We start from the raw sequence: 15,243 nt of genomic DNA on the forward strand, positions 1-15,243 counted from the left end.
AAGTATTTTGAGGATGGAAGAGACGCATGGGCAAAGGAATTCGACTTCGATTTTACAGAGATCTACGAAAAGCATGGTCTGTTGATGCCCTTGGCATCCACGCATTTGGATTTCAAGTATCCTTTGCGTTACAACGAGATCGGGTTGGTGGAAACGACATTTATCAACTCGCCAGCGGCCAAGATGATCTTCCGCTTTAAGGTGTACAACGAAGACAGAACGCAGTTGAAAGCGAAGGGCGAAACGATTCAGGTTTTTATGGATACGGACCACGTATTGCAACTGAATACGCCACCTTTCTTCGAAGAGTGGAAACGAAAACACGGACTGGTTTGAGCGAGGTTTTCATCGGAGCGAAAAGCATTCTGTGTCCTTTGGGCGATACGCCATCCAAGGTCTATGACGCCATGCTGAACGGAGAAACGGGTTTGAAATCCGTAGACAGACCATTCGGTATTGACACCACAAGCCATGTGGGCTTGATTCCTGATCACCTCATTCCGCAAGAACACATGGATAGCCTGAAGCTGACCAATATGTTGGCGGCCTGCTACGAACGTTCGGTACGGAAGCTTCGTCATGATGCATTTCAGGATAAGGACGGATTGGTCATCATCTGTACCACCAAAGGAAACATCGACAAGGTTGGAGAACCGAATGATCCACGTTTACCTCTGGGGCGGCTCGGTCGCTTCTTGAAGCAGAGCTTTGACCTCGGAAACGACCCGATGATCATTAGTAATGCCTGTATTTCGGGTGTGTTGGGCATCATCACCGCTGCACGCTTGATACGCGCGGGCAAGTATGAACACGTGATGGTTCTGGGTGGCGATATCGTGTCTGAATTCACGCTTTCGGGCTTCGCTTCCTTGCATGCATTGACCGAAGGCCTTTGCAAGCCTTACGATAAGAACCGAACTGGAATTAACTTGGGCGAAGCAGCCGCTGGCTTGGTCCTTTCAAGCGATGAGACCATTTTCAAGGGCTCATACAGCGAATACATTTCGGGTGCGAGTTCGAATGATGCGAACCACATTTCGGGTCCATCTAGAACGGGAGAAGGTTTGCACCGCAGCATCGAACGAACATTGAAACCTGCTTCAATTGAAGCTGATCAGATCGGATATCTATCCGCTCACGGAACGGGAACTTCCTTCAACGATGAGATGGAAAGCATCGCATTTGAGCGCAGCGGCTTGTCCGAAACACCTGTGAACAGCATGAAAGGTTATTTCGGTCATACGCTTGGTGCGGCTGGCGTGATAGAAACCTTACTTGGATTGGAAGGCATGAAACGCAAACAACTCGTTCCTTCATTAGGATTCGAAGAAATGGGTGTTTCGCAGCCAATGAATATCATTCAGGAAACCACTGCTCCAAACTCAGCATACTTCCTCAAGACCGCTTCAGGTTTTGGCGGATGTAACGCTTCAGCCTTATTCAAAGTGGGATGAGTTTGTTCCTGAAAACATATTGCCGCATTAAGGGTGGAGAGGTTCACATCAATGGCGAATTGTTCTGCCAACACATGGACGAAGACCCGTTTCTGCGTTCGCTTTACAAGCACATTGGACTTAGCTATCCGAAGTTCTTCAAGATGGATGAGCTATCGCGGTTGGGTTTTATCGGTGCCGAAATGACCTTGATGCGTTCCGAATTGGAGAATTACGCAGACGATGAAGTGGCGGTTATCTTCTCCAATCGTTCGTCCAGTTTGCAAACCGATTTCCAGTATTACGAAACGCTGAAAGGCGGAATCGCCAGTCCTGCGCTGTTCGTATACACCCTTCCGAACATTGAGGTAGGCGAGATTTGCATCCGCCACAAACTCTATGGCGAGAATAACTTCCTTATTACCGAACGCTTTGATGCTGCGCAATTGCTGGAGCAATGCGAAGCCCTGTTCGAAGACAATGCCGCCAAAGCCGTTCTCATTGGTTGGACGGAGGTAGAAAGCGATAACCACGATGGTTTCTTCGCGTTCATTACCGCATCAGGAATGAACGAAGTGACGGCAGAAAGTTTGACGGATTTGTATTTGAACAGATGAACATGTTAGAGCCACAGATGCACGGATTATCACTGATTTTCCACGGAAAGGAATCATCTTTTTCATCTGTGGAAATCTGTGAATCTGTGGCTAAAAAATGTAATTATTAAGCCTTGGAAATTGCAATCACGGGCATAGGAGCGATTTCGGCCATTGGCAACGATGTAGATGGAAACCTGCGTTCGCTATTGTCGAAAGAAACAGGCATAGGCAAAGCCAAATTGCTTCGTTCCAAACTCACAGAAACGCATCTTTTTGGAGAAGTGAAACTCTCCAATGAAGAATTGAGAATAGGTTTGAACTGGACTTCAGAAGCTGTTTCTCGAACCACGCTTTTGAGTGCTTGGGCCATGAAAGAAGCCATCAAGCAGTCAGGGATTGTGATGGATAATCAGGTCGGTCTGGTTTCATCTACAAGTGTTGGCGGCATGGATCGCAGCGAAGGCTTTTTCGAGCCGTATTACACCGAACAGGATTTTGCGAATGTGTTTATGCTCGGCACGCACGATTGTGGCACCTGCACGAAACAAGCGGCCGCGCATTTCGGAATTACCGCTTATTCTACAACCATTAGCACGGCCTGTTCTTCGGCAGCAAACGCCATCGCTATGGGCGCACGCTTATTGCGCCAAAGAAAATTGAAGCGTGTGATTGTAGGCGGAACTGATGCCTTGTGCCGATTTACGGCCAACGGTTTCAATTCGCTAATGATCTTGGATACAGAATGGTGCAAACCCTTCTCTGCCAATCGTGCTGGATTGAATTTAGGCGAAGCCGCGGCTTATCTCGTGCTTGAAAGCAGGGAAGACGCAGAAGCTCGTGGAGCTGAAATCCTCGGACTGGTGACAGGCTGGGCCAATACGAATGATGCCTATCACCAAACGGCTTCATCGCCAGATGGAAACGGTGCGTTTATGGCGATGACGCAGGCGTTGGAAAAAGCGAATTTGAAGTCCACAGACATCAGTTACATCAACGCCCACGGAACGGGAACGCAGAATAACGATCAGTCGGAAAGCATTGCCATTCATCGTGTTTTCGGAGCACAGAAACCACCAATTAGCTCTACGAAAGCTTACACCGGTCATACATTGGCTGCCGCTGGCGCGATTGAAGCGGTTTATTCAGTTCTTGCTCTCAAGGAGAGTAAGTTGTTTCCGAATTTGAATTACCAAGATCCAATTGAGGAGAACGATTGGAAACCGCAATTGGAAGTTGAGAGTGCGGATATCAAGCACGTTTTGTCCAACTCATTTGGGTTTGGAGGTAACAACTCAACGGTAATCTTTAGTAAGTATTAATGGTTGCACTGTCAAATAAATCCTCCGCCTTACTTCGACAGGCTCAGCACAAGCTGTTCCTCGGCACCTCCTTTAAAAGGAGGAATGAGCTCCTTCCCCCTTTGAAAGGGGGTGGCTCGAAAGCGGAACTTGTGGAGCTTTTCGAGACGGGGGATTTAGTAATTGAGAAATTAGTCTGAAATGTATTTAGGAGCCGCCACTTGCATATCGTTTCAAGACACTTTCGGGAATGAAAACCCTTGGAGTTCACTCGCTGCAATCAACGGGGAAACGCAACTTGTCCAGCCTGATTACAAGGAATTTGTGAGCCCAGCAGCCTTGCGAAGAATGAGCAGCGTTCTAAAAATGGGTGCTGCAGGCGGTAAATCGTGTTTGTATAAAGCAGGATTGGAAAATGCAGATGCCATTACGGTTGGAACTGGCCTTGGCTGCGTTCGCGACACACTCAAGTTCTTGAAAGCGGTTTATGAAGATGGTGAAGGAGGACTTTCGCCTACGGCATTCATCCAATCCACGCATAATTCCATTGCTGGACAATTGGCGTTAATGCTCGGAAACCATGGTTACAACATGACGCATGTGCAAGGCGGGTTGTCGTTGGCCTATGCGCTTTCAGATGCAGAATTATTGATTGGTGAAGGTGATGCTGAGACGGTGCTGGTTGGTGCTGTCGATGAGAAAACGGAGGAATTGGTAGAATTGCTTTCTAAACTTGCTGATACCGTCAGTTATAAATTGCCAGAAGTAGGCGAGGGCGGAGCGTTCTTTCTTGCTTCCAAGGAAAAATTGAATTCATCTGTTGCCAAAATGGTCGGATTGAATTTGTCGGGAAAACTGGAGGTTGATGCAGACCTCGTGCTTTCAAACACGGATCAAGGATTCAATTACACCCAATTCTCAGGCGAGCATTTCACCTCTGTTGGTTTCGGACTTTTCATGGCGCTAAAGGCTTTTGAACTAGGAAAAGTTGACAACGGTCACATTTCATTCGACCATCCAACGCGTATTTTAGTGCATCATAAGTTGCTCGGACAGGAAATGAGCATCTTGCTTGAAAAGCTTTGAACTTCCAACGACTGAACATACTGGCTATTGGATTTGTCCTCGTTCTAATTCCAGCCATCACACTTGGATTTATTACATGGAAAGTCCTTATTATTCTATTGCTCGCGTATTCAATCACACTTGGTTGGGGTGTTTTCGACATCGGTTCGCAGTTTTTCATCCCGACTTTTTGGAGAGGCGAGAAGGGAACGGTCAGTTTTACCTTCGATGATGGCCCAGACCCAGAAGTGACGCCAAAGGTGCTGGATGTGCTTCGTGAGGAAGGAGTGAAGGCCGCATTTTTCGTCATAGGAAGAAATGCTGAGAAACATCCGAAGCTACTGAAACAGATCATGGATGAAGGTCATGTGATCGGGAATCACACCTACAATCATGATTACGTGTTCTCAAAAGCTGCAGCTGAAAAACAAGTAACGGAAGGACAAGAAGCCATTGAGAAGATCATCGGTAAGAAACCAGCCTATTTCCGGCCTCCATTTGGCGTAATGACGCCAGAGATTGCTTCCGCTATCCGAAAGGAAAAATGCACGGTCATCGGTTGGGATATCCGTTCGCAGGATGGACGCATTCGCACAAAAGATGCGACCATCAAGCGAATCAGTGCGCACCTCGAAAAATCAACCGTACTGTTGTTCCACGATACCAATCCGACAACGCCTGATGCACTTCGCGAGATTATTCATCTTTGCAGGCAGAATGGCATGAAGATCGTTTCAGTGCCAGAGCAATCGGGAATTGAACCCTACCATGCCTAAAATCACAACATTTTTCCTTTTCATCCTTTTTCCATTTTTCCTTTTCGCGCAGGATTGGAAAACGATTGAAGCGAGCGACCCGATGCTAACGGGGTTGAAATCAACTTTGGCGGGAATGAATAGCATCAAAGGCGATATCAAGCAAGAAAAGAGCTTTGCATTTCTAACAGATAAACTCGTTTCCACAGGCATTTTCCTCTATCAGAAGGAAAGCAAATTGCGTTGGGAGTTCAAAGAGCCAATTGATTATGTCATTCTCATCAACGAGAGCACCATGCGCTTGCGCGAAGAGGGCGTGGAGAAGAAATACAAGGGGATGAACCAGATCTTGCGGCAAGTGAAGGAGATCATTCTTGGTTGTATTGATGGTTCGATCATGAGTAATTCGAACTACAAAACGGTGTTCTCGACAGACGGAACCAACATTCGAATTCAGCTTCAACCGAAGGAGAAGAACCTGAAGGAATTCATCAAGCAGATTGATGTCGAGTTTGCAAAATCGGGTTCCATTCTAAAGAAAGTAACTTTGACCGATCCGTCTGGCGACATGACGGACATTCATTTCTCGAACGTTCAGTCCAACCAAAAGATAGATGCGGCTCTTTTTGCTGATTTTTAGTCTTCTTGCCACTTCAGTTCAGGCGCAAGCTCCCGGACAGGACGTAGAAATTCTCGCTCGCGGAAAAGAGGCTATTTATAAGGCTGAATTCAATATCACGGGAACAGCGATCAACGGATTTCTTGCGGTTCAGCACAAGCGAAATGACGTGCTTCATGTGGAATTCACCTCACCAATGGGTAATAATCTGTTGGAGATAGAGTGGAAGCGGGGTAAATGGAAAAAGATCTACGCCACCAAGAAACTCAGCGGAAAGTTGATCTTTAACATGATGACGGAAGACATTCTATTGCTCTTTGCACATTATCAGTATGATCAGAGTTTTGAGGATTTTGGCAACGAATGGAAGTGGAACAAAAAGACACTTCTTCCTGTTTTTGAGGACGGAAAACTGAGCTCGGTGAAGATCATTGGAAGACGCCATCATCCATCTAAAACGGTGAAATACAAACGTGGCGAAGATTGTATTGATGAATTAAGCATCGACCATCAAGGTTTTCCTTTTTCCATCACATTGGAACCATTGAAGAAGAAATAATGGCAACACTTGCGGGATTTTACGAACGAATTTCTGAAACCAAGACCGCTGCTGGTTCGGTGGTAAGTGCCAGACTCAATCCGGATCATGAAGTGTACGTTGGGCATTTTCCAGAAAAGCCTGTAGCGCCAGGTGCAGCGCTCACCCAAATGGTTTTGGATGAAGCCATCAGATTGACCAATGGTGAGAAGAAAGTGACTGAATTCCGCCAGATCAAATTCCTATCGGTTATTGATCCTACTCAAGTTCAAGATATTGAATTGGAGTTCGATTTTAGAGAACGGAATGGCGTTGATATGTTCACATGCGTTGGTCGCTCTGGCGAAACCAATTATTTCAAGTTGAATGGCATCTTCGGATAATTCGATGAATTACCGTTCTGAACTCAAGCAAATGGGAATTTGCGTGATTGTTCCTACATACAACAATCACAAAACGGTCAAACGCGTTATTGAAAGTGTGTTGGAATACACGGATGATCTAATCGTTGTGAATGATGGTGCCACAGATGGAACGCCAGCTATTCTGGACGAATTTGGAGATAGGATCGTTCTCATTTCGTACGCTCCCAACAAAGGAAAAGGCTATGCACTGCGGATGGCTTTCGCTAAAGCAACGGAACTGGGTTATCACTACGTTATTACGATTGATAGCGATGGGCAGCATTTTGCCAATGATATTCCAAAATTCATTGAAGTGCATCGAAGTCACCCGGATGCGGTAATTATGGGCGCCCGTAATTTGGAGGCACACGGAATGGCAGCTAAAAGCAGCTTCGCTAACCGTTTTTCCAATTTCTGGTTCCGATTACAAACGGGAATTTACATGCCCGACACGCAGACGGGTTTTCGTTTGTATCCGCTCGAAAAGATCAGGAACCTTACGCTGTTCACCAATCGGTTTGAGTTTGAAATTGAGGTGATTGTGAAACTTGCTTGGCGCGATGTGCCGTTCGTTTCCGTACCGATACAAGTGAAGTACGATCCTAATGAACGTGTTTCACATTTCCGTCCAGGACCAGATTTCACGCGTATCAGTTTTCTCAATGCGTGGTTCACGATTCTTACAGCGTTGTATCATCTTCCACGAAGACTGCTTTTGAAAGGGAAGCTGCTCAAGCTTATCAAAGAAGAAGCCATCAAACCAGAGGAAACCAATCTGCGCAAGGCGGCAAGCATCGGTTTCGGGTTCTTCTTCGGAATTCTACCTATTTGGGGATTTCAGTTGTTAATTGGTATTCCAACCGCCATTTTTCTACGGATGAATAAGGTGCTGTTCATTACAGCGGCAAACATCAGTTTGCCACCGCTCATTCCGTTCATCATCTTCTTCAGCTACTTAATGGGACAGCCGTTCGTGGATGGCGAACCAATTCCATTTGATAAACTATCTGAGCTATCGCTGGATAATATCCACGATAGTTACATCCAATATGTGATTGGAGCAATTCTGCTCGCAATCTCTACAGGATTGATGGGTTTCTTGGTGAGTTGGATAACGCTTACAGTCCTTCGGAAAGACCCTGAAGCGGTTCAAAGTGTCTGAACTTCCTTGTGACGGAAGCAATCTACCGTATGGTCGTTTACCATACCAGTTGCCTGCATGTGAGCGTAGATAACTGTTGGCCCAACGAATTTGAATCCGCGTTTCTTGAGGGCTTTACTGATCTGTTCGGCCAATTCAGTTTTGGCAGGAATGTCTTTTAGCGAAGCCAAGGAATTCTGCATCGGCTTCCCATCTACAAAATCCCAAATGTATTTGCTGAACGAACCGAATTCCTTTTGAATTTGAATGAAAGCCTGCGCATTTGAAACAGCTGCGCGAATCTTGGCTCCATTTCGGATAATACCAGCGTCAGCCATCAGGCTTTCAAGCTTAGCATCATCGTATGTGGCCACTTTTTTTACGTCAAAATGGTCGAATGCCGCACGGAAATTCTCGCGCTTGCGAAGCACTGTGATCCAACTCAATCCGGCTTGGAATGTCTCTAATATCAGAAACTCGAAAAGCCGCTGTTCATCAAACAGCGGCACTCCCCATTCTTCATCGTGATAAGAGATGTAAAGCGGATCATCAGAAACCCAGCCGCAACGTTTTTTTGCTTGTGGATGATGATTCATATCGTTCAAAAGGAGTAGTTACCCTTTCTTCTTTACGATCTTTGCTTCTTTTATGAACTTACCATTCACTGATTCGCCAAGAATCACGACTTCTTTCGATTTTTCGTAATCCTTAACTGCTAGCATCATTTCATCTTCAGTATCCCTTCTGATCTTGATTCCGGATACTGCACCCGTATTACGCACTTCAATATAATAGCCGTCTTTAAGCTTCTTCGGTCTTGTAGGAGGTCTTCCCATGTCTTGTTTTGTTCTTTTTTCACACCAAGCTCGAACAATATCATGTTCAACTCGGCCTTTACTCTTCGGTGTGAAATATAGGTATTTGAACCATACTAGGATAAAATAACTGTCAATAAGTCTTAACCGATACATGTTGATTCTGAAATTCAATGATTTCTGAGTTCAAAATGCAATTATTCAGGTTAAATTTTGTTGATTTCCGATGGTTTATAACCGACAGAAAGACCGATTCATAATCGTTTAGTAATCGAAAGCAACTGTAATACCTTTGCAACCGAATTCTGTAAGTAGATGAAACAGTTCGACATACCTGAGTTTTACCGTAGTCCGATCATCGGACCGCTGAAAGAAATGCGCAAGAGCAAAGATCCGCGTAAGCAGGACTTTACGCCAACGTTGCTCGACTTCGGTCCGGTTCAGTTTTACATCGCGCGGCATTTTGGCTTCTGTTATGGAGTGGAGAATGCGATTGAAATATCCTATCGCGCACTAAGCGAGAATCCAGGGAAACAGATTTTTCTCTTGAGTCAAATGATCCATAACCCTGCTGTGAATGACGATCTTCAAGGTCATGGTATTCAATTTATCATGGATACCTACGGAAATCAGCTTATTCCTTGGGATGATATTTCTTCGGATGATATTGTCATTACGCCTGCATTCGGAACAACGGTTGAGATTGAAGATCTATTGAAACAAAAAGGCATTCAGCCTGAATTGTACAATACAACATGTCCGTTTGTCGAGAAAGTATGGAAACGGTCTTCCAAATTGGGTGAGGACGATTTTACCGTCATTATTCACGGAAAACAGAAACACGAAGAAACGCGAGCAACGTTTTCGCACAGCTATCAAAATGCGCCATCGTTGGTCATAAAAGACCTGAATGAAGCGCACATTTTGGGCGAGATCATTATGGGCAAACGCCCGGTGGAAGAGTTTGAAAATCAATTTCGTGATCGTGCATCCGAAGGTTTTGACCCGAACACACATTTCGACCGCATTGGAGTGGTGAACCAAACAACCATGTTGGCCACGGAAACACAGGCCATTGCCGATCACCTCAAAAATGTGGTGCTTGAGAAATTTGGGGAAGCGAATTCTAAGCAACATTTTGCTGATACGCGTGACACGCTTTGCTATGCTACCAACGATAATCAATCTGCAACGTACGGCTTGATGGAAACCGATGCTGACCTGGCCATTGTGGTTGGAGGTTACAATAGTTCCAATACATCGCATTTGGTGGAGTTGCTCGAAGAGAAATTCCCAACCTATTTTATCAGTTCAGAGAATGAGATAAAAGATGATGCAAGCGTTGAGCATTTCAATTTCCATGAAGGAACTATTGGTCAAACGTCCGATTTCTTACCCAAAACCGACCGACCATTGAAAATTGCATTGACCAGTGGTGCATCGTGCCCTGATTCGGTGGTTGACCGTGTGCTTCAAAAAGTGCTTTCCTACTTTACTGGAAGTCGGGAAATAGGGAAGGTGATGGAGGAGTTGGAGGTGAATTAATTCTGCCTTTCAGCAACCCACCCCAAAGCCAATTCCAATTGCTGATCAGGAGATAGATTGGAGTTGTCTAGAACCACAGCATCTTCTGCCTGAATCAGTGGGTCTTCCTTTCTGCTGGTATCTTCCTGATCACGAGAAAGAAGGTTGTTTCGAACTTCTTCCAACGAAACGTCTTTGCCATTGGCTTTCAGCTCATCGAATCTGCGTTGGGCTCGCACGTCTGGCGAAGCCGTCATGAAAATCTTGAGTTCGGCATGCGGAAAAACGGCTGTTCCAATATCGCGGCCGTCCATAACCACACCACCGCGTTTACCCAATTCCTGCTGGAGCGAACGCAGCTTGGCGCGCACTTCTTTGATGACACTTACAAAACTGACTACCTCAGAAACACGCATACTTCGTATTTCCTCTTCCACGTTTTTTCCGTTCAAAAACGTGGTTACTCTTTTGGTATTTGAATCGTAATTCAGGTCAATATCGATGTTGTTGAGCTCTAGAACGAGGCTGTCTTTATCCACATATTCTTTTGTTGCCAAACCATGTTCTATGGCAAACAGCGCCATAGCGCGATACATCGCACCGCTATCTACATACGTGTAATTGAGTTTGGCAGCGAGTTGTTTGGCAAGTGTGCTTTTGCCGCATGAAGAATACCCATCAATGGCGATGGTGATCTTATCCATCGGTAGCTGGCTTATCTTTTTTCGGTTCTTTCTGTACTCGTTTGGGCATTTTTATATGCGTACCCAAATTGGTTGAAATCGAAATCTGGTTGGTTCCACCAGCCAAGTGGTACGTGGCGCGGCTGTATGAAAATGTGAATCGATTGACCTTGATTCCAATTCCCCACGAGAATCCGACTGTTGCAGGTTTGCTGGCCACTTTGAATTCTTGGCGTCTGCCGTAGTTATATCCAGCACGAATAAAGATTCTTCGGGCAATGGTCAACTCCGTACTGAAAATGAAATGCCGCATGATGGCATCTCCAACGTTCGATTTCTGCTTGATCGCTTCGCCAGTAAGCGGATCAATGTCTGGAGGAGAATTGGTTGGGTCTTTGTAAGTAAGATCTGGTTTCTGAAGGTCCACAATGGTCATTGACAAGCGAAGTGGAATGTATTTCAGTTTATGACTGACTCCAAGATCCAAGCTAAGCGGAAGGGGCTCGTACTGACCAGTAACATATGGCTTCAATTGAGAACCAAGATTTCGCGCTACCAAACTTACTGTCCAATTTTTCTGTGGATGATAAAACGTTGCCGCTAGGTCAACCGCCATTCCAACACTGCTGTAATCGGCCAGTTGTGAATAAATGAGTTTAAGATTCGCTCCGGTAGAGAAGAATTTTCCAAATGGGCGTGCATACGTAGCGTGAAGCAGCGTCTCGTTGGCCGAAAAGTTTCCTTGAACGGTTCCGTTCACATCCGCTCGCGTAAAATTTCCATAATTGGCATACATCACGCCAAATGCCATGTTGCCGATCTTATTGAACGTGTGTCCGTAGCCAATGTATCCGTAGTTGATGCCACCATAATAATTGGTGAAATCAGTGACGAGATACTTGTTCATGGAACTGTCCAAAATGGCCGGATTCAAGTAAACCAGATCAAGATCCCCGTCTTTGATGGCAATTTGATCACCACCCATCGCTGCATTTCGGGCCGAAGCCGTCATGTCCATAAAACTATAGGTAGAACTTCCACCAAGCTGCGCAAATGCAGCAGAAGCAGAAAGTGTAAAGGCAAGGATGGATAGGAGTCGAATTCGCATCAATGGCAAATAAAAACATTATTTGTGGCCGAGGGAACGGACAAGGTCTAGACTTATTGCCTTACACATCACAATTGTGCAATTTTTACTGAAAAGCCTTGCGGAAAGTTCAATTCAGCAGGTTCATTTTCAAATAGACCAAAGACTGTTGATCCGCTTCCGGTCATTGCTGCATAATCTGCTCCGAGTTCGTACAGTTTCATGTTCAAATCAGCAATAGCGGGATATTTTGGAAAGATCGATAGTTCAAAATCATTCTTCACGCTATGTTTCCAATGTGCCACATCCTTCGAAAGCGAGGAAAGAAGCAACGTTTCAGTTGCTTGCGGTCTAATTCCTTCGTACGCTTCCTTGGTTCCAATATGTATGTTAGGATTTACGAGAACGATCCAATAACCAGAAAGTTCAAGGTCAAATGGTTCAAGAATTTCTCCTCGCCCAGTAACGTATGCAGGCTTGTTTGAAACGAAAAACGGACAATCGCTTCCAACTTTCGCAACAATTTCTTCAAGTTTTGTTTCTGTGATACCAAGGTCGAACATATCGTTGAGCATTACAGCTGCGAAAGCCGCATCGGCACTTCCACCGCCTAAACCTGCTCCAATAGGAATGATCTTGTGCAAGTGCATTCGAACAGAAGGAAGCCCAAATTCTTGATGAAGCAAGTGATAAACGCGTTCGCAGAGGTTCGGTTTTCCGTCAGAAACAATTTCAATTCCTGATGAAGTGAAAGTCACTTTCCCTTTTCCCTTGTCGGCAACAATTTCTAAGATGTCGTGCCACGGAATAGGGTAGAAGACACTTTCAATATCATGGAAGCCATCCGCACGTTTGCGAATAACGTTCAGTCCAAGATTGATCTTTGCGTTTGGGTAAGAAATCACGGAGGCGAAATTAGAATTCACTTCGGTCTGCATCATTAAATTCATTCGTACATCTGTTTAAGAACACAGATTTTTTCTGAAATTGAATAACATTACTCGATCAACATCCAAAACGGAATGGGCATTGCAACCAAAATAGTTCTGATTCTGATAGCGCTTCATTTGATCATCGGTTTCGGATGGCTCATGTATAAGTTATCGCCACAGAAGCATGATGGTGATGACGACAAAGCGGAAGGCGCTGAATAGCGGCCAATTCCTAAACGTCAACTTTTCGGGAATAATTATGAAATTCGCACAATGAATTTGCAATGCATGCATTGCTTTAAACGAATCCTATGAGCCACCCCAAATATCCGCATCTCTTCGAACCACTTGATCTTGGTTTTACCAAGTTGAGAAACAGAACCTTGATGGGTTCTATGCACACCGGATTGGAAGAAGAAAAAGGTGGTTACGAACGCATGGCCGCTTACTTTGGCGAACGTGCAGAAGGTGGTTGCGGCCTCATCGTTACGGGTGGAATTGCGCCCGATGTGCACGGATGGACGAGTCCATTCGCCAGTACTTTAACGAACAAAAGCACTGCTGATAAACACAAGGTGATCACCGAAGCAGTACACAGGCACGATGGAAAGATCTGCCTGCAGATCCTACACACAGGTCGTTACAGTTATAGCCCGATTGCGGTGGCGCCATCGGCTCTAAAATCTCCGATTTCACCGTTCAAACCGTGGGCGTTGAGCAAATGGGGCATTGAGCGTACCATCAAGCATTTTGTGCGCTGCGCGAAGTTGGCGCAGTACGCGAATTATGATGGCGTAGAGATCATGGGTTCCGAAGGATACCTCATCAATCAGTTCATTGCAAAAAAGACCAATCATCGAACAGATGAATGGGGCGGTTCTTACGAAAATCGAATTCGTTTTGCTTTGGAAATTGTGCGCAGAACGCGAGAAGCAGTTGGCACCAATTTCATCATCATCTTCCGCCTTTCTATGCTCGATCTTGTACAAGGAGGAAGCACATGGCCTGAAGTGGTGCAATTGGCGAAGGAATTGGAGAAAGCTGGTGTTACCATCATCAACACTGGAATTGGTTGGCATGAGGCCAGAATCCCAACAATTGGAACAATGGTTCCCCGAGCTGCATTTACGTGGGTGACTCGCAAAATGAAAGGTGAAGTTTCGATTCCGCTCATCACCACCAACCGAATCAATGACCCAAAAGTGGCCGAAGAGATCATTGCCCGTGGCGATGCGGACATGGTTTCGATGGCACGTCCGTTTTTGGCCGATTCTCATTTGGTGAAGAAGGCCGAGGAAGGAAGAGAAAGCGAGATCAACACCTGTATTGCTTGCAACCAAGCTTGTTTGGATCACGTTTTTCAGCGTAAAATCGTGAGTTGCCTCGTCAATCCGCGTGCTTGCCACGAAACGGAATTGAATTACAAGGCTACTACAGCAAAAAAGAAAATTGCAGTTGTAGGCGCTGGACCTGCAGGGTTGGCAGCCGCAACCGTGGCTGCAGAACGTGGTCATTCCGTCACGCTTTTCGAAGCCGATAAGGAAATCGGTGGTCAGTTCAATATCGCGAAGCAGATTCCTGGAAAGGAGGAATTCTACGAGACCATCCGCTACTTCGATACCAAGATCAAGAAACATGGCGTTGATCTGAAATTGAATACTTGGGCTGATGAAGCTTCTTTAGCTGGATTTGACGAAGTGCTCCTCGGAACAGGCATCACACCTCGAAAACCGAACATTCCAGGCATCGATCATCCAATGGTTTTGAGCTATTTGGATGTGCTTCGCGATAAGAAAGCTGTTGGAAAACGTGTAGCTATCATTGGTGCTGGAGGAATTGGATTCGATGTGGCTGAATACTTGACTCACGAAGGTCAACCAACATCTTTGAACTTGGCAGCATTCCTCGAAGAATGGGGAATCGATGCGAATAATGAAGTGCGTGGCGGAATAGAAGGCATTCAGCCGCATCCTGAACCATCTCCACGGGAGGTGTATCTGCTTCAACGGAAAGAATCGAAGGTTGGTGCTGGATTGGGAAAAACCACTGGTTGGATCCATCGCTTGGCGCTAAAGAACAAGAACGTACAGATGATGAATAACGTTCAGTATGACAAGATCGATGATAAAGGATTGCATGTCACCATTAAAGGTCAACCAGAATTGTTGGAAGTAGATAACGTGATCATCTGTGCTGGTCAGGAAAGCAACAATAAGATGTTCGAACCGCTGAAAGCAAAAGGAATCAACGTGCATTTGATCGGTGGTGCCGATCTTGCTTCAGAATTGGATGCCAAACGAGCCATTGACCAAGGAAGTAGATTGGCTGCCGCATTGTAATTTGGCGGCTG

Annotated in this window: 17 protein-coding genes; 12 read left to right on the forward strand and 5 right to left on the reverse strand. The window is 45.5% G+C overall.

What is annotated here, in order from left to right:
- The 10 genes from K9J17_13520 to K9J17_13565 form a co-directional block, all read left to right on the forward strand.
- Window positions 1-336 (forward strand): thioesterase family protein (locus K9J17_13520; protein MCF8277747.1); only part of this gene is annotated, 336 nt, incomplete at its 5' end.
- Window positions 309-1,454: a beta-ketoacyl synthase gene (locus K9J17_13525; GenBank protein MCF8277748.1), complete on the forward strand. Its 1,146-nt coding sequence runs from the start codon at window positions 309-311 to the stop codon at window positions 1,452-1,454. The genes K9J17_13520 and K9J17_13525, both read left to right, overlap by 28 nt.
- The gene (locus K9J17_13530; protein ID MCF8277749.1) at window positions 1,451-2,050 is read left to right on the forward strand and encodes a 3-oxoacyl-ACP synthase; all 600 of its coding nucleotides are present in this window, start codon (window positions 1,451-1,453) and stop codon (window positions 2,048-2,050) included. The genes K9J17_13525 and K9J17_13530 overlap by 4 nt, the downstream gene beginning before the upstream one ends.
- Window positions 2,051-2,163: 113 nt before the next feature.
- The gene (locus K9J17_13535) at window positions 2,164-3,351 is read left to right on the forward strand and encodes a beta-ketoacyl-[acyl-carrier-protein] synthase family protein (protein ID MCF8277750.1); all 1,188 of its coding nucleotides are present in this window, start codon (window positions 2,164-2,166) and stop codon (window positions 3,349-3,351) included.
- A gap of 180 nt (window positions 3,352-3,531) precedes the next feature.
- Window positions 3,532-4,416 carry a beta-ketoacyl synthase chain length factor gene (locus tag K9J17_13540; GenBank protein ID MCF8277751.1) on the forward strand — a complete coding sequence of 295 codons (885 nt, stop codon included), beginning with the start codon at window positions 3,532-3,534 and terminating at the stop codon, window positions 4,414-4,416.
- Window positions 4,413-5,171 (forward strand): polysaccharide deacetylase family protein, encoded by a 759-nt coding sequence (locus K9J17_13545; protein MCF8277752.1) that lies wholly within the window; start codon window positions 4,413-4,415, stop codon window positions 5,169-5,171. The genes K9J17_13540 and K9J17_13545 overlap by 4 nt, the downstream gene beginning before the upstream one ends.
- Complete coding sequence (locus K9J17_13550) at window positions 5,164-5,790, forward strand: outer membrane lipoprotein carrier protein LolA (protein MCF8277753.1); 627 nt, start codon at window positions 5,164-5,166, stop codon at window positions 5,788-5,790. The genes K9J17_13545 and K9J17_13550 overlap by 8 nt, the downstream gene beginning before the upstream one ends.
- The gene (locus K9J17_13555; protein MCF8277754.1) at window positions 5,765-6,328 is read left to right on the forward strand and encodes a hypothetical protein; all 564 of its coding nucleotides are present in this window, start codon (window positions 5,765-5,767) and stop codon (window positions 6,326-6,328) included. The genes K9J17_13550 and K9J17_13555 overlap by 26 nt, the downstream gene beginning before the upstream one ends.
- The gene (locus tag K9J17_13560) at window positions 6,328-6,690 is read left to right on the forward strand and encodes a hypothetical protein (protein MCF8277755.1); all 363 of its coding nucleotides are present in this window, start codon (window positions 6,328-6,330) and stop codon (window positions 6,688-6,690) included. Before K9J17_13555 ends, K9J17_13560 begins: the two co-directional genes overlap by 1 nt.
- A gap of 4 nt (window positions 6,691-6,694) precedes the next feature.
- Window positions 6,695-7,873, forward strand: coding sequence for a DUF2062 domain-containing protein (locus tag K9J17_13565; GenBank protein ID MCF8277756.1), 1,179 nt, complete (start codon window positions 6,695-6,697; stop codon window positions 7,871-7,873).
- Here the strand turns inward: K9J17_13565 and K9J17_13570 are convergent.
- Window positions 7,861-8,448, reverse strand: a complete 588-nt coding sequence (locus tag K9J17_13570) for a DNA-3-methyladenine glycosylase I (GenBank protein MCF8277757.1) — start codon at window positions 8,446-8,448, stop codon at window positions 7,861-7,863. The genes K9J17_13565 and K9J17_13570 overlap by 13 nt on opposite strands.
- Window positions 8,449-8,466: 18 nt before the next feature.
- Window positions 8,467-8,688 carry a hypothetical protein gene (locus K9J17_13575; protein ID MCF8277758.1) on the reverse strand — a complete coding sequence of 74 codons (222 nt, stop codon included), beginning with the start codon at window positions 8,686-8,688 and terminating at the stop codon, window positions 8,467-8,469.
- A 294-nt stretch (window positions 8,689-8,982) separates the two neighbouring features.
- Between K9J17_13575 and K9J17_13580 the strand changes: the two genes are divergently transcribed.
- A complete protein-coding gene (locus K9J17_13580) occupies window positions 8,983-10,212 on the forward strand; it encodes a 4-hydroxy-3-methylbut-2-enyl diphosphate reductase (protein ID MCF8277759.1) in 1,230 nt (409 codons plus the stop codon).
- On the opposite strand, the gene cmk is transcribed toward K9J17_13580, so the two are convergent.
- The 3 genes from cmk to ispE form a co-directional block, all read right to left on the reverse strand.
- Window positions 10,209-10,895: a (d)CMP kinase gene (gene cmk, locus K9J17_13585; protein ID MCF8277760.1), complete on the reverse strand. Its 687-nt coding sequence runs from the start codon at window positions 10,893-10,895 to the stop codon at window positions 10,209-10,211. The two genes, K9J17_13580 and cmk, sit on opposite strands and share 4 nt — an antisense overlap.
- The gene (porQ, locus tag K9J17_13590) at window positions 10,888-11,982 is read right to left on the reverse strand and encodes a type IX secretion system protein PorQ (GenBank protein MCF8277761.1); all 1,095 of its coding nucleotides are present in this window, start codon (window positions 11,980-11,982) and stop codon (window positions 10,888-10,890) included. Before porQ ends, cmk begins: the two co-directional genes overlap by 8 nt.
- A 68-nt stretch (window positions 11,983-12,050) precedes the next feature.
- Window positions 12,051-12,911 (reverse strand): 4-(cytidine 5'-diphospho)-2-C-methyl-D-erythritol kinase, encoded by an 861-nt coding sequence (gene ispE / locus K9J17_13595; protein MCF8277762.1) that lies wholly within the window; start codon window positions 12,909-12,911, stop codon window positions 12,051-12,053.
- A gap of 293 nt (window positions 12,912-13,204) precedes the next feature.
- Between ispE and K9J17_13600 the strand changes: the two genes are divergently transcribed.
- Complete coding sequence (locus K9J17_13600) at window positions 13,205-15,232, forward strand: NADPH-dependent 2,4-dienoyl-CoA reductase (GenBank protein ID MCF8277763.1); 2,028 nt, start codon at window positions 13,205-13,207, stop codon at window positions 15,230-15,232.
- Window positions 15,233-15,243 lie beyond the last annotated feature (11 nt).

It is taken from the genome of Flavobacteriales bacterium (assembly GCA_021739695.1).
In the GTDB taxonomy this organism is placed as follows: domain Bacteria; phylum Bacteroidota; class Bacteroidia; order UBA10329; family UBA10329; genus UBA10329.